Below are 20,842 nucleotides of genomic sequence, written 5' to 3' on the forward strand. Positions count from 1 at the left end.
GCGCCTTTCATGTCGTACGACTAATTTGTACGGCCACTTCGTACGGCCACTTCGTACGGCTACGAGTGCGTGCGCAGCAGCGTCCGCATCGTCCGCATGGCCACCGAGAGGTTGGCCAGGTCGAAGGAGTCCGAGCTGCGGATCTCCTCCAGGGTGGCCCGGGCCCGGCCCAGGATCGCCGCGTTCCTCCGCTCCCAGGCCTGGTAGCGCTGCTCGGGCGTCGCCGCGCCCTCGCCCGCGGCGAGCACGTCGGCGGTGAGCAGCGCGTGGGCCGCGTACAGGTCCTCGCGGATGGAGGCGCGGGCCATCGACTGCCAGCGGTCGGCGCGCGGGAGCTCGATGATGCGGTCCATCAGCTGGGTGACGCCGAGCCGGTCGGCGAGGTCGTAGTAGACCTCAGCGACGTCCAGCGGCTCCTTGCCCATGCGGTCGGCCACCGAGACGATGTCCAGCGCCGGGAAGGCGGAGGAGAAGCCGGCCACGCGGGTGGCCACCTCGTCGGGCACCCCGGCGCCGGACAGCTCGTCGTACACGTGCTGGTACCAGTCCAGGTCCGCGCCGCGCAGCAGCTTGGGCAGCTGCTGCCAGACCTGCTCGACGCGCTCGGAGAAGAAGTCGACGGTCTCCAGGAGCTGGAGCGGCTGCGGCCGGTTGTTGAGGAGCCAGCGGGTGCCGCGCTCCACCAGGCGGCGGGAGTGCAGCCGGATCCGGGTCTGGACGGCCGCGTCGACCCTGTTGTCCAGTTCCTCGACCGCGTCCCACACCGGGGCCGAACGGAAGATCGCGCGGGCCGCGGTCTGCGCCCGGACGATCTCCTCCAGGGAGGCCCCGGTCTCCTCGCGCAGCCGGTGCAGATAGGTCGTACCGCCGGTGTTGACCGTGTCGTTGACCAGGACCGTGGTGGTGATCTCGCGGCGCAGCGGGTGGGTGGCGAGGGCGGCGGCGAACTGCTCGCGCAGGGCCGTCGGGAAGTACGCGTGCAGCAGGCCGCTGAGGTACGGGTCGTCCGGCAGCGTGGTGGCCAGCAGCTCGTCGGCCACCGTGATCTTCGTGTACGCCAGCAGGACGGCCGTCTCCGGGCCGGTCAGGCCCTGGCCGCTGCCGAGGCGCTCGCGGATCTGGCGGTCGGTGGGCAGGAACTCGAGCGCCCGGTCGAGATGGCCTTCCCTGACCAGGTGGCGCAGGAACCGCTGCTGGGCGTGGAGCATGTCGCCGGACTGGGCGAGCGCGTTGGCGATCGCCACGTTCTGCGCGTAGTTGTTGCGCAGCACCAGGGCGCCGACCTCGTCGGTCATCTCGGCGAGCAGCTTGTTGCGCTGCTTGACGGTCATGTCGCCGTCCGCGACCACGCCGTTGAGCAGGATCTTGATGTTCACCTCGTGGTCGGAGGTGTCCACGCCCGCGCTGTTGTCGATGGCATCGGTGTTGATCTTGCCGCCCTGGCGGGCGAACTCGATCCGGCCGAGCTGGGTCAGGCCCAGGTTGCCGCCCTCGCCGACGACCTTGACGCGCAGGTCGGCGCCGTCGACGCGAATGGCGTCGTTGGCCTTGTCGCCGACGTCCGCGTTGGACTCGGTCGACGCCTTGACGTAGGTGCCGATGCCGCCGTTCCACAGCAGGTCCACCGGCGCCCCGAGGATCGCCTTCATCAGGTCGGCCGGGGTCAGCTTGGTGACCTTCTCCTCGATGCCGAGGGCCTCGCGGATGTGGCTGTTGACCGGGATGGCCTTGGCGCTGCGCGGGAAGATCCCGCCGCCCGAGGAGAGCAGGTCGGTGTCGTAGTCGCCCCAGCTGGAGCGGGGCAGGTCGAACAGGCGGCGGCGCTCGGCGTAGGAGGTGGCCGCGTCCGGGTTCGGGTCGATGAAGATGTGCCGGTGGTCGAAGGCGGCGACCAGGCGGATGTGCTCGCTGAGCAGCATGCCGTTGCCGAACACGTCACCGGACATGTCACCGATGCCGACGACCGTGAAGTCCTCGGTCTGGGTGTCGACGCCCAGCTCCCGGAAGTGCCGCTTCACGGACTCCCAGGCGCCGCGCGCGGTGATCCCCATGCCCTTGTGGTCGTAGCCCGCGCTGCCGCCGGAGGCGAAGGCGTCGCCGAGCCAGAAGTTGTAGCTGCCGGCGACCTCGTTGGCGATGTCGGAGAACGTCGCCGTGCCCTTGTCGGCCGCGACCACCAGGTAGGTGTCGTCCTCGTCGTGCCGGACCACGTCCTGTGGGGGCACGACCTCGCCGGCCACCATGTTGTCGGTGATGTCGAGCAGCGCCGAGATGAACGTCCGGTAGCTGGCGATGCCCTCCGCCAGCCACGCGTCCCGGTCCACGCTCGGGTCCGGCAGCTGCTTGGCGACGAAGCCGCCCTTGGCGCCGACCGGCACGATGACGGTGTTCTTCACCATCTGCGCCTTGACCAGGCCGAGGATCTCGGTGCGGAAGTCCTCACGCCGGTCGGACCAGCGCAGACCGCCGCGCGCGACCTTGCCGAAGCGCAGGTGCACACCCTCGACACGCGGCGAGTACACCCAGATCTCGAACGCCGGGCGGGGCGCCGGAAGGTCGGGGATGGCCCGCGGGTCGAACTTCATGGAGACGTACGAGTGCGGGGCGCCCTGCGTCGCCTGCTGGAAGAAGTTGGTGCGCAGCGTCGCCTTGATGACGGTCAGGAAGGAGCGCAGGATGCGGTCCTCGTCGAGGCTGGCGACCTGGTCAAGCGCCGCGTCCAGCTCCTCCAGCAGGGCGTCGGTGATCTCCAGGCCGGCCTTCTGCCGGTCCGGCGACATCCGCGCCTCGAACAGGGAGACGAGCAGCCGGGTGGTGTGGACGTTGTTGCGGAGCGTCGTCTCCATGTAGTCCTGGCTGAACGTGGAACCGGCCTGCCGCAGGTACTTGGCGTACGCCCGCAGCACCATCGCCTGCCGCCAGTTCAGACCGGCGCTCAGCACCAGGGCGTTGAAGCCGTCGTTCTCCGCCTGGCCGGTCCAGGTCGCCGCGAACGCGTCCTGGAACCGCTCACGCCCGTCGTCGCCCAGGTAGTCGCCCGTCGTGCTGCCCTGCGCCTTCGGCACCCGCAGGCCGAAGTCGTAGATCCACGCGGCCGTCCGGTCCGCGCAGCGCAGTTCGTACGGCCGCTCGTCGATCACCTCGACGCCGATCCGGCTCAGGACCGGCAGCACGGCCGACAGGGAGATCGCCGCGCCCTTGCGGTAGATCTTGAACCGGCGCTCGTCGGGGGCGGCGCCCACCGGCTCGTAGAGGCTGAGCGCGAAGTCGTTGCCCGCCTCCTCGGTGAGCCGCTCCAGGTGGACCAGGTCGGCGACCGCGGCGCGCGGGGTGTGGTCGGCCTTGTAGCCCTCCGGGAAGGAGTTGCCGTAGCGGTGCAGCAGCGCGGCCGCGTGCTCCTCGCCGCACTCGGCGTGGAGCGCCTCGGCGAAGGCGTCGGTCCAGGAGCGGGCCGCCTCGACCAGGCGGGCCTCGATGCGGTCCTTGTCGGCCTCGGACAGCTCGGGCAGTTCGGTGCCCTGCGGGACGCGGACGACGAAGTGCAGCCGGGACAGGATCGACTCGGTGTTCCAGGCCGTGAAGTCGACGCTGATGCCGTCGAGTTCCTCCTTCAGGATGTCGATGATCCGCAGCCGCACGCCGGTGGTGTAGCGGTCGCGCGGGAGGTAGACGATGGCCGAGTAGTAGCGGCCGTACTCGTCCTGGCGCAGGTACAGCCGCAGCCGGCGGCGCTCCTGGAGGTAGAGGACGGACGTGACGATCGACTCCAGCTCCGGGACCGGGGTCTGGAACAGCTCGTCACGGGGGAAGGTCTCCATGATCTGCGTCAGGTCACGGCCGTCGTGGCTGTTGGGCGAGAAGCCCGCCCGCTCCAGCACGGCGTCGACCTTGCGGCGGATGACCGGCACCCGGCGTACCGACTCGGTGTAGGCCGCGGACGAGAACAGGCCCAGGAAGCGCCGCTCACCCACCACGTTGCCGTCCGCGTCGAACTTCTTGACGCCGATGTAGTCCAGGTACGACGGCCGGTGCACGGTCGCCCGGCTGTTCGCCTTGGTCAGGACGAGGAGCTTGTGCTCGCGGGCCTTGGCGCGCGCGTCGGCCGGGAGCCGCTCGAAGGAGGGGCTGACCGGGTGGCCCTCCTCGCCGGCGTGCTGCGGGTCGGAGCGCAGGATGCCGAGGCCGGTGCCGGGCACGGCGGCCAGCGAGTCGTCCTCGCGCAGCTGGTACTCGCGGAAGCCGAGGAAGGTGAAGTGGTCGGCGGCCAGCCAGCGCAGCAGCTCGCGGGCCTCCTCGACCTCGGCGCGCGGCAGGTCACCGGGCACCGGCTCCTCGCCGAGGTTCTCGGCGACGCGGACGGCGCACTCCCGCATCTTCTCCCAGTCCTCGACGGCCTCCCGGACGTCGGAGAGCACCCGCAGCAGGTCGGCGGTGATCTGCTTGAGGTCGGAGCGGTCGGTCTCCCGGTCGATCTCGACGTGGATCCAGGACTCGACGTGCGTGTCGTGCGGCAGCTCAACGTCGGCGGGCGGGGTCGGCAGCACCTCGATCAGCTTGCCGGTGAGGTCGCGGCGGACGACGAACTGGGGGTGGATCACGACGTGGATCCCGCGCCCCTGCCGCGTCAGCTCATTGGTGACCGAGTCCACGAGGAAGGGCATGTCGTCGGTGACGACCTCCACCACGGTGTGGCTGCAGGTCCACCCGTTCTCCTCGACGGTCGGGGTGTGGACGCGGACGTTCGCGGTGCCCTGAGGGCGGGTCTCGGCGAGACGGTAGTGCGAGACGGCGGCGCCGAAGACGTCGACCGGGTCGCGGTCGGCGAGGTCCTCCGGTGCGGTGTGCAGGTAGTAGCGCTGGAGGAACGCGAAGACGGACTCCTGGTCCGCCTCCCCCGTGATCCCAGTCGGTAGGTGCCCCCCGGCCGGGCTGTTCTCAGCTACCCGAGCGGCCCGTTCGAGCAGCTCGGCCTTGGCTTCGTCCAGCTTGGTCTGCATTGTCCTCTGGCTCCTGTCGCGCGCCATTGCGTGACGTAGAAGGAAGTACGGGCTCTTCCCCCTGCGGCTCGACGCCACGGCCGGGTTCTCCGGTCTGCTCCGACGCTATGCCGCGGGGTGAGACGGGCGGGGGGTATTGAGCCATATTCGAGTTGCTCCGCAGGTGTGATGCTGCTCTCGGCAGCGCCCCTGCCTGGGCCGTCTCCGGCACCCTCCGCCCGGGAAGACCAGCTACCGCCACCCGGTCACGGAGGTGGTCCGTGCTCACCGGGCGCAGGGCAGGGGCATCGAGGCCCCCGCGAACTATCGCGCTGATCACGCCACCAAGGCTATCGCTCTCGACGGGGGGGTCGTCATGAGCCGTATGTGTACAAAACCGGGGGTGGAACTTTGACGTTCTGCACAGGGGCGCTGCGCCGGCTTGGCCGACATGGGGGGGGTGGGGGCTGCGGCGGGTGGTGATGCGCGGGTGGGTGGGGGCTGGTCGCGCAGTTCCCCGCGCCCCTTACGGGGCGCTGCAGTCGCGTCAGACATAGCTGCGGGCAGGCGTGCCGCAGGGCGATGGGGGTCCCCCCGCTCGAGCGAAGCCGAGAGTGGGGGAGGGTGGGCGCTGGGGGTCCCCCCGGCCGAAGGCTGGGGGAGGCACCCGGCCAGCGCCGGTAAGCGTCCCTACCCCCGGCCCGCGCGGCCCGCCGGCGCCCGCTCACGCCACCAGTCGCTCCGCCTCCTCGACCGCCTCCGCCAGGGAGTCGACGACCGGGACCCCGGCCTCCTCCAGGCTCGCCCTCCCGTGTGACCCCCCGGTGTACAGCACCGCCTTCGCTCCCACCGCCCGCGCCGCCACCGCGTCATCCGCCGCGTCACCGATCACCACGGTCCGACCCGGCTCCACATCCGCCAGCCACCGCAGATGCCGCACCATGTGCTCGGCCTTGCTGCCCCCCGACGGCCCGAGCCGCCCCTCCACCCGGACGAAGTGCGACTCGATGCCGAACCCCCGCACCAGCGGGACCAGTTCGTCATGCACGTACATGCTCAGCAGCGACTGGCTGCGGCCCGCCGCACGCCACCCGGCCAGCAGGTCCGGCGCCCCCTCGGTCAGCGCGCACAGGCCGCGGTGCTCGGCGTAGTAGCGGTGGAAGATCTCGTCCATGGCCTCCCACTCGGCCTCGGTCGGAAGCCTTCCCATGAGCCGCTCGTAGAACTTCGGCACCGGCACGCAGTACAGCTCCCGGTACTGCTCCAGCGTGATCGGCGCCAGGCCCAGCTCGGCCGAGGCCGCGTTCGTCGCCCCGATGATCGCGTCGTTGTCGTGGAACAGCGTCCCGTTCCAGTCCCAGACGATGTGTGCGCCTTCGTGCTTCCCCATGCCCAGAACGCTACCCGCCGCCACTGACAATCAAGACCCGGCAGGTCAGCCGCCCAGCCCCACCAGGTTCGGGATCTCCTGCGTGGCGTACCAGAGCAGCTCGTGGTCCTCGGCACCGTCCACGACGAACTGCGCGTCGTCGTCCCCGCCGTCCGCCGCCGCCAGCGCCCCGGCGGCCGCCGTGACGTCCTCCTGGGCGTCGTCGGAGTCGACGTGCACCGAGGCCGCCCTGGCCAGCGCCACCGTCCCGGTCACCCGGACCTCGCCCAGCGCCGCCGGGTCGAGCCCGCGGTCCGGGTCGGCCGCCGCCGTGCCGTCGGGCACGTCGACGGCGACCACGACCCGGCGCCGTACCGCGCCCGGGTCGGCGGCCAGCAGCCGCAGGGACGCCAGGGCTGCCCGGTTGAGCGCGGCGTACTCCAGTTCCTCTATGTCGTCGGAGAGGTACCACTCGCGCAGCGCGGGCGTGACGGCGTAGGCGACGAAGGGACCGGTCCCCAGCTCGCCCGTCCGGTGCGCCTCGGCGAGCCCGGGGAGGGTCAGGGGGACGTAGACGCGCATGACTGGCCGCTCTTCTCTTCCGGACTCTTCGACTCTGCGCCTCCCGAAGCCTCTGACGCCTCCCGGAGGGCCTTCAGGATACGTGCGGGCGTCCCCTTTCGGGTCCCGGGCGGTGTCGTCGCGGGCGTCCACCCGGCGCCCCGCGATTCACCCGGTGCCACCGCCCACCCGCCGGGATTCCCGCACCCCCGACCACTCGGATAGGTGAACCTTCCCGGGCCCCCGACACGGACCGCCACCGCCTTGCCGCCGCCGGCCCGGCCCCGTACAAGGTCCGTGACTGTAAGTTACTGCCCGGTTACTCTCCGGGCCCGCCGAACGGGGATCCCCATGAACAAGGTCATGACCAGGACCGCCCAGCTCCGCCCGGCCACCCGGCCACCCGGCCGCCGCGACCCCCGCCGGCCGGGCGCCCCCTCCTCACGCCGTCCGCTCACGCCTCCGGCGGCCCCGCCGGGCCCGCGCCCCACCGACCTGTTCGCGGAGCGTCTGCTGGCCGTTCTGAGCGGCCGCCGCCCCGTCCACTGGATGCTCCGGCACACGGCGGGACCCGCCTACGACGACCTGGCCCGGCTCGCCGAACGCGGCCCCCTGCGCACCCGCGGCGCCGACCCCGTCGTCCGCGACATCGGCTACTACGTGCCGCGCGCCGGCGCCCTGGAGGTCTTCGCGCGCATCGCCGCGGGCGACAGTCTGCGCGCGATGGCCTTCCGCCTGGAGCAGGGCGCGGACCTGCGCTGGCGCTGCACCGCGGTGGAGATGGGCGGCCCCCGCACGCCTCACGACGACTGACAGCCGACCCGAGGTGCCTCACGACGACTCGCGGTCGCCCCCAGGAGCGGCCAAGTCCCTGACCGGCCCCCGGGCCCCGGCAGCAAGCCGAAGGGCCGGCCCCCTTTCCAGGTGACCGGCCCTGACGAGACGCTGGCGCCGGGGTTACTTCCTGCGGCCGCGGCGGCTCTTCGCCTGCTTGCGGCGTTCGGCGCGGGTCAGGCCGTCGGCCTCGGAGCGGGTGGGCTCCTCGTCGTCGTAGGCGAAGTCGCCCTCGACGATGCCGCCCTCGCCGTCCACGGTGGCCGCCGAGAAGTGCATACCCCGTCGCTGCGGCGCCTCCAGACCCTTGGCACGGATCTCCGGACGCGGACCCGCCTGGGCCGGCACCGCGTCCTGGACGCCCTCGACGGCCGCCTCGGTGTCCTCGACCGGGACCTCCTCGACCTGCTGCTCGACCTGGACCTCCAGGTTGAACAGGTAGCCGACGGACTCCTCCTTGATGCCGTCCATCATCGCGGTGAACATGTCGAAGCCCTCGCGCTGGTACTCGACCAGCGGGTCCTTCTGGGCCATCGCGCGCAGGCCGATGCCCTCCTGGAGGTAGTCCATCTCGTAGAGGTGCTCGCGCCACTTGCGGTCGAGGACCGACAGCACGACCCGGCGCTCCAGCTCACGCATGATCTCGGAGCCGAGCTGGGCCTCGCGCGCCGCGTACTGCTCGTGGATGTCGTCCTTGATGGACTCGGAGATGTACTCGGCGGTCAGGCCCGCGCGGTCGCCGGCCGCCTCCTCCAGCTCCTCGATGGTGACCTTCACCGGGTAGAGCTGCTTGAAGGCGCCCCACAGCCGGTCGAGGTCCCAGTCCTCCGGGAAGCCTTCGGCGGTCTCCGCGCCGACGTACGCGTCGATCGTGTCGTCCATGAAGTGCTGGATCTGCTCCTGCAGGTCCTCGCCCTCCAGGACGCGGCGGCGCTCGCCGTAGATGACCTCGCGCTGCCGGTTGAGCACCTCGTCGTACTTCAGGACGTTCTTACGGGTCTCGAAGTTCTGCTGCTCGACCTGCGACTGCGCGGACGCGATCGCGCGGGTGACCATCTTGTTCTCGATCGGCACGTCGTCCGGCACGTTCGCCATGGACATCACGCGCTCGACCATCTGGGCCTTGAACAGGCGCATGAGGTCGTCGCCGAGGGAGAGGTAGAAGCGGGACTCACCGGGGTCGCCCTGACGGCCGCTGCGGCCGCGCAGCTGGTTGTCGATCCGGCGCGACTCGTGCCGCTCGGTGCCCAGCACGTAGAGACCGCCGAGCTCCTTCACCTCGTCGAACTCGGCCTTGACGGCCCGCTCGGCCTTCTCCAGGGCGGCGGGCAGCGCGGCCGCCCACTCCTCGATGTGCTCCTCGGGGTCGAGGCCGCGCTGGCGCAGCTCCGCCTCGGCGAGGTCCTCGGGGTTGCCGCCGAGCTTGATGTCGGTACCACGGCCGGCCATGTTGGTGGCCACCGTCACGGCGCCCTTGCGGCCGGCCTGCGCGACGATCGACGCCTCGCGCTCGTGCTGCTTGGCGTTGAGCACCTCGTGCTGGATGCCGCGCTTGGAGAGCTGCTGCGAGAGGTACTCCGACTTCTCGACGGAGGTCGTGCCGACCAGGATCGGCTGGCCCTTCTCGTGCTTCTCCGCGATGTCGTCGACGACCGCCTCGAACTTGGCGACCTCGGTACGGTAGATCAGGTCCGACTGGTCCTTGCGGATCATCGGCCTGTTCGTCGGGATCGGGACCACGCCGAGCTTGTAGATCTGGTGGAACTCGGCGGCCTCGGTCATGGCCGTACCGGTCATGCCGGACAGGCCGGGCAGTTCCTTGCCGTTGTGGTCGTGGCGCTTGTAGAGGCGGAAGAAGTTCTGCAGGGTGATCGTGGCGAGGGTCTGGTTCTCGTCCTTGATGTCCACCCCTTCCTTCGCCTCGATCGCCTGGTGCATGCCCTCGTTGTAGCGGCGGCCGGCGAGGATACGGCCGGTGTGCTCGTCGACGATCATGACCTCGCCGTCGAGGACGACGTAGTCCTTGTCCTTCTTGAAGAGCTCCTTCGCCTTGATGGCGTTGTTCAGGTAGCCCACCAGCGGGGTGTTCACCGACTCGTAGAGGTTGTCGATGCCCAGCCAGTCCTCGACCTTGGACACACCGGACTCGTGGATGGCGACCGTGCGCTTCTTCTCGTCGACCTCGTAGTCGCCGGTCTCCTCGATGCCCTTGAGCGGGTTGCCGGCCTCGCCCTTCTTCAGCCGCAGGACCAGCTTGGCGAAGTCGCCGTACCACTTGGTGGCCTGGTCGGCCGGGCCGGAGATGATCAGCGGCGTACGGGCCTCGTCGACCAGGATGGAGTCGACCTCGTCGACGATGGCGTAGTTGTGGCCGCGCTGGACGAGCTCGTCCTGGGCCCACGCCATGTTGTCGCGGAGGTAGTCGAAGCCGAACTCGTTGTTCGTGCCGTACGTGATGTCGCACGCGTACTGTTCGCGGCGCTGGGCCGGCGTCATGTTGGCGAGGATGCAGCCGACGGAGAGACCCAGGAACTTGTGGACGCGGCCCATCATCTCGGAGTCGCGCTCGGCCAGGTAGTCGTTGACCGTGATGAGGTGGACGCCCTTGTCCGACAGCGCGTTGAGGTACGCGGGCAGGGTGCCGACGAGGGTCTTGCCCTCACCGGTCTTCATCTCGGCCACGTAGCCGAGGTGGAGGGCCGCGCCACCCATGATCTGCACGTCGTAGTGACGCTGGCCGAGGGCGCGCTTGGCGGCTTCGCGCACCGTGGCGAACGCCTCGGGGAGCAGGTCGTCAAGGCTCTCGCCGTCGGCGTAGCGCTGCTTGTACTCATCGGTGAGGGCCCGCAGCTCGGCGTCGGAGAGGTCGACGAAATCCTCTTCGATGGAGTTGACCTGGTCCGCGATGCGGTGCAGCTTGCGCAGGATCTTGCCTTCGCCTGCACGCATGATCTTCGAGAGGACGGACACGGGGGTTAGTCTCCTTGCCGGTCGGGCCTGGGAGGGTCGGTTTCCATTTGACGTACTGAGCAACGGCCATCGTATGCGAGGACCCGGCCGCGTCGGGAGGCCTGTCGCCCCGACGACCGCCCGTCGCTTTCCCGAGGGCCCTGCGAGCACATTTCGTGCCTCACACGGGACAACGGCCGGGACCGTCCGATAGTGCCGCGCCGGGGTGAGGAATTGCGCGAAATGTGATCGCGGGATCACGCAGCGCGAAACCGATGGCGTACCGGACACCGGGGCGAGCAGAATCGGCCGATGGAACCCGTCACGCTCACCACCCCTCGTCTGCTGCTGCGCGCGGTCGGCCCGCAGGACACCGACGCGGTGTACGCGGCCGTCCAGGATCCCGACATCCAGCGCTGGACGACGATTCCTTCCCCCTACCTCGCCGAGCACGCCCGCAGCTTCACCGAGCAGATGGTCCCCGACGGCTGGACCGAGGGCTCCATGTTCACCTTCGGCGTCTTCCTGCCGGCCGGCGGGCTGGCCGGGATGCTCGCCCTGACCATGCGCTCGCTGGGGACGGCCGAGGTGGGGTTCTGGACGGTCAAGGAGCACCGCGGCCACGGCTACACCGCGGAGGCCACCCTCGCCGCCGCCCGCTGGGCGTTCACCCGGATGGCGATCGACCGGGTCGAATGGCGCGCCGAGGTCGGCAACCACGCCTCCCGCGCGGTCGCCGAACGCGCGGGCTTCACCGTCGAGGGCGTTCTCCGGTCCTGTCTCAACAACAGGGGCGTACGACGCGACTGCTGGGTCGGCTCCCTGCTCCCCTCGGACCTGGGCCTGCCGTCGGCGGCGCCCTACCTGCCGGCCCCCGCGCGGGGCTGAAACCCCAGCTCGTGCCGGGCTGTCAGTGCCACCCTCTATCGTCCGACCCATGACGACCCTCCCGCGCCCCGCCACCGCTCTCTCGGCGGACGAAGCCCGCCGTATCGCGCTGAAGGCACAGGGCTTCCTAGGCGCCCCCGACCGCCGCCTGGGCGTCCGGGGCGTGCTCCGCCACCTCGGCGCGGTCCAGCTCGACACCATCTCGGTCCTCGCCCGGTCGCACGAGCTCATTCCGTACGCCCGCCTCGGCCGCGTCGGCCGCAGAACGGTCGAGGCCGCCTACTGGCAGGACGCACACGCCTTCGAGTACTGGTCGCACGCCGCCTGCATCCTGCCCATCGAGGAGTGGCCGCACTTCGCCTTCCGCCGCCGCGCCTACCGCGACCGCCCGCACTGGAACCACGCCCTTCCGGACGGCACCTACGACCAGGTCATCAAGCAGCTGCGCGGCGAAGGCCCGCTGACCGCGACGGAGTTGGGCGGCGCGAAGAGGACCAGCGAGTGGTGGGACTGGTCCGGCACCAAGGTCGCCGTGGAGCGCGCGCTGATGTACGGCGAGGTGGTGTGCGTCGAACGGCGCGGCTGGAAGCGGGTGTACGACCTCGCCGAGCGCGCGGTCCCGGGCGAGCTGCTCCATGACGAGCTGGACGACACCGAGTGCCTGCGCCGCCTGGTCCGGCTGGCCGGGCAGTCGCTGGGCGTCGGCACGCGCACGGACATCGCCGACTACCACCGGCTCAAGGGCGAGCAGGTCGACGCCGTGATCGCCGACTCGGGTCTGGTCCCGGTGTTGGTGGAGGGCTGGGGAAAGCCCGCCTGGGCGGACCCGGCGGCCCTGGCCACGCCCCCGCGCGGCCGGCACCGTACGACGCTGCTCTCCCCGTTCGACTCCCTGGTCTGGGACCGGGCGCGCACGGAGCGGATCTTCGGCTTCACCCACCGCCTGGAGGCGTACGTCCCGAAGCCGAAGCGGGTGTACGGCTACTACGCGATGCCGGTGCTGGCAGGCGGCCGGCTGGTGGGCCGCGTGGACCCGGCGCGGGAGGCGGGCGGGATCCTGGTGGCCCGCCAGGTCACGCTGGACGGCCCTAAGGCGGTCCCGGCGGTGGCGGAGGCGCTGGTCGAGGCGGCGAGCTGGGTGGACTGCACGACGGTGCGCGTGGAGCGCGTCGACGCCCCCGAGTTGCGCGAGCCGCTCATGAAGGAGGTGACCCGCTCCCTGACAGCGGCGCTGCGCTGACCGGCGCCGGGTCCGACGCCGGCGCGGCCTCAGCGGATTTCGAGGATCTTCTCCCGCATCGCGTAGACCACCGCCTCCATCCTGGAGTGCAACTGCAGCTTCTCCAGGATGTTGCGCACATGGTTCTTCACGGTGTTCTCGGAGATGAACAACTCCTTCGCGATATCGCGGTTGTTCATCCCCGTGGCGACCAGCTTGAGCACTTCGAGTTCCCGGTCGGTGAGCCGCGGCGCCGGCACCAGCCGGCGCTCGTCGGTGCGCTGGATCATCGACTTGAACTCGGTGAGGAGTTTCGACGCCATGGACGGGCTGATCTGCGACTGCCCGTCGGCCACCGCCCGAATGGCGGTGGCCACCTCGTCGGTGGAGATCTCCTTGAGAAGGTATCCGGTCGCACCCGCCTTGATCGCGTCGTAGAGATCGGCCTCTTCGTCACTGATCGTCAGCATGATGATCTTCGCGCTGGGCGCGACCTCCTTGATGGAGGTGCACGCCTCGATTCCACCGCGCTTGGGCATCCGGACGTCCATCAGCACGATGTCCGGCAGCAGGTCGGCGGCCTTGTCGACGGCCTCCGCGCCGTCGCCCGCCTCCCCGACGACCTGGATGTCCTCCTCGGCGGCGAGCACGATCTCCAGTCCGCGGCGGAAGAGGGCATGATCGTCGACGACAAGGACTCTGATCGGTTCCTTGCGTGGAGTACCGCCCGTGTCCGGGCCCATGCCGGCGACGCCGCCGTCGGCATCACCGTCCCGCATCGGTCCGAAGCTGTCCGCCATCGTTCCTCCCCCTGAAGGCTGTGGCCTGTGGTGCTGTGCCATCCGCCAACCCAAGGCAGCGGCCCACCGGTTGGACCGTTACGGCCATGATTCCATGCCCGGACCGGAACGCGGTGACAGAGCGGGGCGCGAAGTGGTCGCACACCGGTGCCCCTGGGGGCGCACGGCACTCCCAGGGGCACCGGTTCAACTGCCGGCCGGGCGGGTCAGCCGCCGAGCGTGCCCCCTGCCGCGGGGGGCTGCGCCTGGGCGACCATCGGGTCCGTGCTGAGGTGGATGACGCCGTAGTCGTACGCGTGCCGCCGGTAGACGACACTCGGTTCCTTGGTCTCGGAGTCGACGAACAGGTAGAAGTCGTGCCCGACCAGTTCCATCTCGTAGAGGGCCTGGTCGAGGGTCATCGGGGAGGCGACGTGGGTCTTCTCGCGGACGACGAGGGGGCCTTCGCCCTTCACCTCCAGGGAGCCCATCTTCTTGGTGGGCACGCCGTCGGTCTCTTCCTCGTGGACGGGGCTGCCGTTCCCGTTGAGCGTCGCCGCGCCCGGGACGTGGTCGGGGACCTCGGCGGCCGGGATCCGCCGTGCGCCGCGGCGTGAGAACCGCTTGTCGTGCTGCTTGCGCAGCCGCGCGTCCAGCTTCTCCGCCGCCAGGTCGAGTGCCGCGTACGGGTCACTGGCCGATGCCTCCGCCCGGATCACCGGACCGCGGGAGCGGAGCGTGATCTCCACTCGGTCACAGCGGTCGGCCTGTCGGGGGTTGGGCTCCTTGGACACCTCGACGTCGAGGCTGATCACCTTGCCGTCGAGCTTCTGGATCTTCTCCAGCTTCAGCTTCTCGGCCACGTGCTTGCGGAACCGCTCGGGCACCTCGGTCTTGCGGCCCTTGACGACGATGTCCACGCAGAACTCCGTTCCCGGATCGCTCCGCTGCACTGCGGAGCATCTCCCTTTTGCACCCAGCTCCGGTGAACCCCGGAGCCTTGGACTCGGCGACTTCACCTCCTCCTCCCCCATGGGCGAGTCTCCACCCCAGCACCGCGATGATTACGGAAAACCCGCGGCACGGCATTCGGATAGGGGAGCCATGGCCTGCGGCTTTCTCCCTCACAACCGAACATATCTCGCCCGGACGGATGTCGTCACCCTCTACTGATGCGTACCTCCATTCAAGTGAATTGGCCTCGTCTCTAGCTGCAACGATGTACGTTCACCATCAGTTCCGGTTCATTTCGAAAGAATCCGGGGTGGCCGCGACCACGGCCGCACGGATCGGCCCCGCGAGGCCGTTCACCTCGGCCATTCCCGATACGTCCCGTGTCCACTCGGCCTGCTCTTCTCTTGATCCGGCCTTCCGTTCCTCCCTTCCTTCCCAAGCCGCGCGCCGATACACGGCCCTTGCTCCCTCTCCTGCCCCTGCGGCTCCCGCGGCCTCCCGTACCGCACGCGCCGCCTCGGCGAGGGTGGCACCCGTGGTGACCAGGTCGTCGACGAGGACGACACGGCCCCCGGCGAGCAGCCGCGCACCACCCGCCGTCACCTCCAGCGCACCCGCCAGATTCGCGAACCGCTGCCGGGAGTTGAGCCCCGCCTGGTCGGCCACGGCCCGCCGCTGCCGCAGCACCGGTACCACCCGGGCCGAGGCCCCGGCCCGCCGCAGTTCCGCGGCCGCCGCGAGGGCGATCCGCCGCACCGGGTCATGCCCCCGCGCCCGCACGGCCCACGGCGCGGACGGCACCGGGACGAGCAGCACGGGCCCGGACGCGGCGACGCCACCCTCCGTCCCGCGCCACGAGGCGACGATCCGCAGGCTCCGGCCGTCCCGGAGCCCGGCCCGCACCGCTCCCGCCAGCGCCGCGCCCAGCGCACCGGCGAGCACCAGCGCACCGCGCTCCTTGTGGCCGAGAAGGGCCGCCCGTACCTCGTCCGCGTAGGACGCCGCCGCGTACACCACCGGCAGCCCGGGCGGCTCCGGCACCGGTCGCACCCGGCGCGGTACGGCCCCGCTCAGGGCGGCACGGCACTCGGCACAGAGCACCGTGCGCGGTGTCCCGCAGCCTCCGCACTCGGCCGGTAGCACCAGGTCGGTGAGATCCTGCCACCACCCCCGCATGTGCCCACTGTGCCCACAGCCGGCCAGGTCTGCCACCCCTGTGGACAACCGCCTGTGGACAACTCCGGGCGATACGCACGGCACGTCACCCACACAGGTCAGGAAGCCGATGTCAGCACACGAAAACGGCCGTCCCGCCCGGCTCGACGCCGGAACGGGACGGCCGCTCACGCACGGCCCGGGGCTCAGCCCGGATAGACCGGCGCCGACCCGTCCTTGACCACCTTCTGCCACTGGTCCCCCGACGGCAGCCGGACGATCCCGTCGTCCTGCGAGCGGGCCACCAGCGGCACCCGGTCGTCCTCGGACGCGGCGATGGCGAGGACACCGGTGAGCGCGGCGGGCGCCGCCCCGTCCGGTGTGGACCCGTCGACCTGGACGTACCGCGTCTGCTGCACACCGCCCTGCTCGCGCCCGACCACCACGAGCCGGCTGTCCCCCGCCCAGGACATCGCGGTGACCTCCTCGGAGCCGGGAGTGGCGGAGCGCAGTTCGAGGACCGAGACCTCCTGCTGGTCGTCGGACTTGGTGCGTTCGATCCGCCCGACGAGCAGCGACTGCTTGCCGTCCTTCTCCACCACGAGCGCGATCCGCACCCCGTCCGCGGCGACCCGCACGTCCTCGACCCGGCCGTTCAGTTCGGGGACCTGCACGGCCAGCGGCTGCCCCACGCCGTGCTCCAGCATGTACAGCTGCGGCTTCGCCGGGTCGCGGTCGGCCACCCACAGGTCGCCGCGGGCGTCCCAGCTCGGCGCCGTCAGCCGGTCGTTCTCGGTGGCACCGTGACTGGTCAGCACGGCGTCGCCCAGCGAACCGTCGGACGCGAGCGAGCTGACGTACAGCGTCCTGGCGTCGCTGGTGACCCCGGCCGCGGTCCGCTCGTCGCGGGCGACCGCCACCGACCGCAGCGGCTTGGTGCCCGCGCCGAACGGGCCCGGCACGGCGAACGCGCTGGTCCCGGTACCGCCGGCCGCCATCCGCACCAGCCGGTGCTTGCCATCGAGGAAGTACAGGTAGTCGGGGCGCTTGGTCGAGGCACGCCAGGCGGTGGCTTCGGCCTGGCTCTCGTCGACGTCGCACATGTGTGCGCCGCTGACGGACTGCAGCGCGACCGAGTCCACGGTGGGCGTCAGGTTCCGCAGCGTGAACAGCAACTGGGTCGCCATCTCGCTGCACTTGGCCGAGCCGATCCGGGACGCCTTGACGTTCAGCGGCACCGTGACCTGATTCTGGTCGTCCGGGGTCAGCCCGGACACGCCCTTCTTCAACGCCGTACCGGTCGGGAAACTCGACCGGACCACCGGGCCGAGCCAGGCGGTGGGACCTTTGATCAGTGAACGCACCAGCTGGGTCGTCGGATCCACCCGGCTGCGCACGAAGACGGGATCGGCGACCGCCACCGGCTGCCCGGTCTCCCCGGCCGACGTGTCCGAGGCGAAGTAGTACTTGTCGACCGACGTGTAGTTGCGCTGGAAGTCGGACTTGCCCATCACGACCCCCTGCGGCAGCGAGTCGATCCGCCACTGCCCGCTCTTGGTGTCCCTGGTCAGATGCACCGTCCTGCTGTACGACCCGTCCGCGGGCGTGTAGGCCTGCTGCGCGTCGACGGTGGCCACCCGGCTGCCCTGGAGCGTGTACGTGATGCTGTTCGTGCCCTCGCGGCCCGCCGGACGCGGGTTCGTCTGGATGCTCGGCCCGTTCGCCAGCACGGTGGCCTGCACCTGCGGCCGCCAGCTCTTCGAGGCCGCCTTGGTCAGATACTGGCGCGCCGTGTCGTAGTTCGGATCGTCACTGGTCAGGGCCTCCAGAAAGCCCTGCACGATCTCCGTGGACGAGGCGTCCTGCTGCGGCGGCATGGCGAAGACCCGCACCTGCGTGTCCTGCCGTGGCGTGGACTCCACGTCCTGCAGGTTGCCGCTGTCCGGCATGGAGGCACAGCCCGCCAGCAGCAAGGCCCCACAGGCGGCGTACGCCACCGCGCGCACCGGACCGCGCCGGGCGCTCCCCTCTCGGTCAGCGCCCACGAAATGCCTCCCCTGGCTTGTTCGACTCGTCCGCCCCGCCGGCCTGACCGGTCTCGGGCGGCCCCTCCGAGCGCCGTACGCCCTGGACCGGCCGGGGCACCACGCGCGCGCCGCTGCCGGGCAGCGCGGTCGGGTCGGCCGTGGGCACCGTGGTGGTCATCCGCTGCGTCATCGGCGCGAGCGGCGGCGCCTGACCGCCGGACTGCACCGGTACCGTCGCCCGTTTGTCCTCGCCGCCGCTCGGCAGACCGGCCTCACCCAGCCCCCGGTTGCGCCGGGAGTCCTTGGGTTCCAGGGGTATCGGCGAACCGCGCAGCGGCTCGTCCGCCGTCCTGGGAAGCGTCAGCCGGAACTGCGAGCCGCCGCCCGGTTCGCCCCACGCCTGCAGCCAGCCGCCGTGCAGCCGCGCGTCCTCCAGCGCGATCGACAACCCCAGGCCCGTACCACCGGTGGTACGCGCGCGTGCCGGGTCCGCCCGCCAGAAGCGGCTGAAGACCCGGGTCGCCTCGCCGGGCTTGAGCCCGACGCCGTAGTCGCGCACCGCGACCGCGACCGCGCCGCCGGCCGCCGCCAGCTTGACGACGACGTCCTTGCCCTCGCCGTGCTCCACGGCGTTGACGACAAGGTTGCGCAGCACCCGCTCCACCCGCCGGGCGTCCGCCTCGGCCACCACGGGCTGCAGGTCTCCGACCACACGTATGTGCGTGCCCTTGCGCTCCGCGAGCGGCGCCGCGCCGCTGACCACCCGCCGTACGACCTCCCTGAGGTCTATCGGCTCGGCCTCCAGCGCCGCCGCGCCCGCGTCGAAGCGGCTGATCTCCAGCAGGTCGGCGAGGAGTGACTCGAACCGGTCCAGCTGGTCGGCGAGGAGCTCCGCGGACCGCGCGGTCACCGGGTCGAAGTCCTGGCGCGCCTCATGGATGACGTCGGCCGCCATCCGGACCGTCGTCAACGGCGTCCGCAGCTCGTGCGAGACGTCGGACACGAACCGGCGCTGCATCCGCGACAGGTCCTCCAGCTGCTGGATCTTCAGCTGGAGGTTCTGCGCCATCTTGTTGAAGGCCTCGCCGAGCCGCGCGATGTCGTCCTCGCCGGTGACCTTCATCCGCTCCTGGAGCCGCCCCGCCGACAGCCGCTCGGCGATCCCGGCCGCCATCCGCACGGGCGTGACGACCTGCCGTACGACGAGCCAGGCGATGGCCCCGAGGAGGACGACGACGAACAGCCCGGCGGTCGCCAGCGTGCCCTTGACCAGGCTGAGGGACTTCTCCTCCTGGGTGAGCGGGAAGAGGTAGTACAGCTCGTACGGCTGGTTGTTCGGGTCGTTGACCTGCTTGCCGATGACCAGCGCGGGCTGCGACTCCTTGTCGTCCGTGTAGATGATCCGGGTGTAGCTCTGCGCGGCCGTCGTATTGCCGTTGATCCGCGCGCGCAGGTCGTCGGGCACGCTGGCCGTCGGATCGACCTGTCCGGAGGCGCGGGTGCGCCCACCGCCGCTGTTGTTGTCGCCCGCAGGCAGCGTGACCACGTCGAAGGCGCCTTGGCCACCGCTGGAGAGGGACTCGACGAGGTCGCTCATCCACGAGGTGAGGTTCTGCGACTGCCGTCCGTCCGCCGTCTCGGCGGTGTCACCGGTGCCGGTCCCGGCCTCGTCGGCCTTCTGCTTGGCCACCGCGAAACCGCCGGTGGCCTGGCTCTGGGAGGCTTTCACCTTGGCGTCCAGCAGGCCGTTGCGCACCTGGCCGATGACGACGAAGCCGAGCAGCAGGACCACGCCCAGCGACATCAGCAGGGTCGTGACGACGACCTTGAGCTGGATGTTGCGCCGCCACAGCCGCATGACCGGCAGCAGCGGCCGCCGCACCCAGCGCATGAACAGACGCAGCACCGGGCTGCCCTGAACCCCGCCCTGGAGCAGTCCGCCCTCGAAGAGCCGCCGCCAGCGCGTGCCGAGCCGTTTCCCGCCGACAGGCCGCTCCGGACGGTCCCCGGACCGGCCGGGGGCCGAAGCGGCACTGTCCCCGGGCATGTCAGCTGGGTCCCGCCTTGTATCCGACGCCACGGACGGTCACCACGATCTCCGGCCGCTCCGGGTCCTTCTCGACCTTGGAGCGCAGCCGCTGGACGTGAACGTTGACGAGACGGGTGTCCGCCGCGTGCCGGTAGCCCCAGACCTGCTCCAGGAGCACCTCACGCGTGAACACCTGCCACGGCTTGCGGGCGAGCGCGACCAGCAGGTCGAACTCCAGCGGGGTCAGCGCGATCGACTGCCCGTCCCGCTTCACCGAGTGCCCGGCCACGTCGATGACCAGGTCACCTATGGCGAGCTGCTCCGGCGCCGGCTCCTCCGACCTCCGCAGCCGGGCCCGGATCCGGGCCACCAGCTCCTTCGGCTTGAACGGCTTGACGATGTAGTCGTCGGCGCCCGACTCCAGGCCCACGACCACGTCGACGGTGTCGCTCTTCGCCGTGAGCATCACGATCGGCACCCCGGACTCCGCCCTGATCAGACGGCACACCTCGATACCGTCCCGGCCGGGCAGCATCAGATCGAGCAGCACCAGATCGGGCTTGGTCTCACGGAAAGCGGCCAGTGCCTTGTCACCGTCGGCTACGAAAGACGGCTCAAAACCTTCACCACGCAGCACAATGCCGAGCATCTCGGCCAGTGCGGTGTCGTCGTCGACGACAAGGACTCGTCCCTTCATAAACGACATCATCCCATTCTCATAACGGTGAAGGTTACGCAGGTGACCAGGGTCACCGGCCTGTGACCTTAGCCGCAGGGAGCGGTCACTGTCTGCCCCCGTCCGCCGACGTCGATGTCAGCGACGGATGCAGGCTCCGACCGCCAGTGACCGCCCGCTCCTCCTGACCCGCTGCGCGAGGCCGAGTCGTACCGACGCGGTGCCGCTACGCCTGGCTCATCAGCACCCCGGCAGCGCACAGCGCGAACGCAAGCCCCAACAGGCTCTTCTTCGCGCCACGGCCGGAAGCCTGCCGCTGGAGTTCCCGCGCCCAGAGCAACGCACCGCAGAGCAGGAGAACGCTGGCCACGGTGCGTCTGATCACCTGCATGGGCACCCGCTCAATCCTCCGCCGAGATCTGCGGC

General features: G+C 70.7%; 14 protein-coding genes. 3 read left to right on the forward strand and 11 right to left on the reverse strand.

Translation table 11 applies throughout. From position 1 onward, the window contains the following. Positions 1 to 59 precede the first annotated feature (59 nt). From LQ326_RS40410 to LQ326_RS40420, 3 genes are all read right to left on the reverse strand, one after another. Positions 60 to 4,997: an NAD-glutamate dehydrogenase gene (locus LQ326_RS40410; protein ID WP_234544060.1), complete on the reverse strand. Its 4,938-nt coding sequence runs from the start codon at positions 4,995 to 4,997 to the stop codon at positions 60 to 62. Positions 4,998 to 5,700: 703 nt separating this feature from the next. Continuing rightward, entirely contained in the window at positions 5,701 to 6,366 is a 666-nt protein-coding gene (locus LQ326_RS40415; protein WP_234544061.1) for an HAD family hydrolase, read from the reverse strand. Positions 6,367 to 6,411: 45 nt separating this feature from the next. Beyond that, the gene (locus LQ326_RS40420) at positions 6,412 to 6,927 is read right to left on the reverse strand and encodes a DUF6912 family protein (RefSeq protein WP_234544062.1); all 516 of its coding nucleotides are present in this window, start codon (positions 6,925 to 6,927) and stop codon (positions 6,412 to 6,414) included. Positions 6,928 to 7,257: 330 nt separating this feature from the next. On the opposite strand from LQ326_RS40420, the gene LQ326_RS40425 reads away from it, so the two are divergent. Next, a complete protein-coding gene (locus LQ326_RS40425; RefSeq protein WP_234544063.1) occupies positions 7,258 to 7,719 on the forward strand; it encodes an Rv3235 family protein in 462 nt (153 codons plus the stop codon). Between the two features lie 144 nt (positions 7,720 to 7,863). Here LQ326_RS40425 and secA read toward each other — a convergent pair whose 3' ends face one another. Continuing rightward, positions 7,864 to 10,710: a preprotein translocase subunit SecA gene (secA, locus tag LQ326_RS40430; RefSeq protein WP_234544064.1), complete on the reverse strand. Its 2,847-nt coding sequence runs from the start codon at positions 10,708 to 10,710 to the stop codon at positions 7,864 to 7,866. Positions 10,711 to 11,001: 291 nt separating this feature from the next. Here secA and LQ326_RS40435 point away from each other — a divergent pair, with 291 nt between their 5' ends. Further along, a complete protein-coding gene (locus LQ326_RS40435; protein WP_234544065.1) occupies positions 11,002 to 11,577 on the forward strand; it encodes a GNAT family N-acetyltransferase in 576 nt (191 codons plus the stop codon). Positions 11,578 to 11,626: 49 nt separating this feature from the next. Next, positions 11,627 to 12,817: a winged helix-turn-helix domain-containing protein gene (locus LQ326_RS40440; protein ID WP_234544066.1), complete on the forward strand. Its 1,191-nt coding sequence runs from the start codon at positions 11,627 to 11,629 to the stop codon at positions 12,815 to 12,817. A 29-nt stretch (positions 12,818 to 12,846) separates the two neighbouring features. Here the strand turns inward: LQ326_RS40440 and LQ326_RS40445 are convergent, their stop codons facing one another. From LQ326_RS40445 to LQ326_RS40475, 7 genes are all read right to left on the reverse strand, one after another. Further along, entirely contained in the window at positions 12,847 to 13,596 is a 750-nt protein-coding gene (locus LQ326_RS40445) for a response regulator (RefSeq protein WP_181806400.1), read from the reverse strand. Positions 13,597 to 13,802: 206 nt separating this feature from the next. After that, a complete protein-coding gene (gene hpf / locus LQ326_RS40450; protein ID WP_372497078.1) occupies positions 13,803 to 14,495 on the reverse strand; it encodes a ribosome hibernation-promoting factor, HPF/YfiA family in 693 nt (230 codons plus the stop codon). Between the two features lie 313 nt (positions 14,496 to 14,808). Beyond that, on the reverse strand, positions 14,809 to 15,705 hold the full coding sequence (locus tag LQ326_RS40455; protein WP_234544067.1) for a ComF family protein: 897 nt from the start codon (positions 15,703 to 15,705) through the stop codon (positions 14,809 to 14,811). Between the two features lie 185 nt (positions 15,706 to 15,890). Continuing rightward, entirely contained in the window at positions 15,891 to 17,729 is a 1,839-nt protein-coding gene (locus LQ326_RS40460) for an LpqB family beta-propeller domain-containing protein (protein WP_234544068.1), read from the reverse strand. Further along, positions 17,719 to 19,758 (reverse strand): MtrAB system histidine kinase MtrB, encoded by a 2,040-nt coding sequence (gene mtrB, locus LQ326_RS40465; protein ID WP_234544069.1) that lies wholly within the window; start codon positions 19,756 to 19,758, stop codon positions 17,719 to 17,721. The genes LQ326_RS40460 and mtrB overlap by 11 nt, the downstream gene beginning before the upstream one ends. A gap of 1 nt (position 19,759) precedes the next feature. Next, on the reverse strand, positions 19,760 to 20,449 hold the full coding sequence (gene mtrA, locus LQ326_RS40470) for a two-component system response regulator MtrA (RefSeq protein ID WP_015659998.1): 690 nt from the start codon (positions 20,447 to 20,449) through the stop codon (positions 19,760 to 19,762). Positions 20,450 to 20,642: 193 nt separating this feature from the next. Further along, a complete protein-coding gene (locus LQ326_RS40475; RefSeq protein ID WP_234544070.1) occupies positions 20,643 to 20,813 on the reverse strand; it encodes a hypothetical protein in 171 nt (56 codons plus the stop codon). Positions 20,814 to 20,842: the final 29 nt, after the last annotated feature.

Origin of the sequence: Streptomyces shenzhenensis, assembly GCF_021462265.1 — a bacterium.
GTDB lineage: Bacteria > Actinomycetota > Actinomycetes > Streptomycetales > Streptomycetaceae > Streptomyces > Streptomyces shenzhenensis.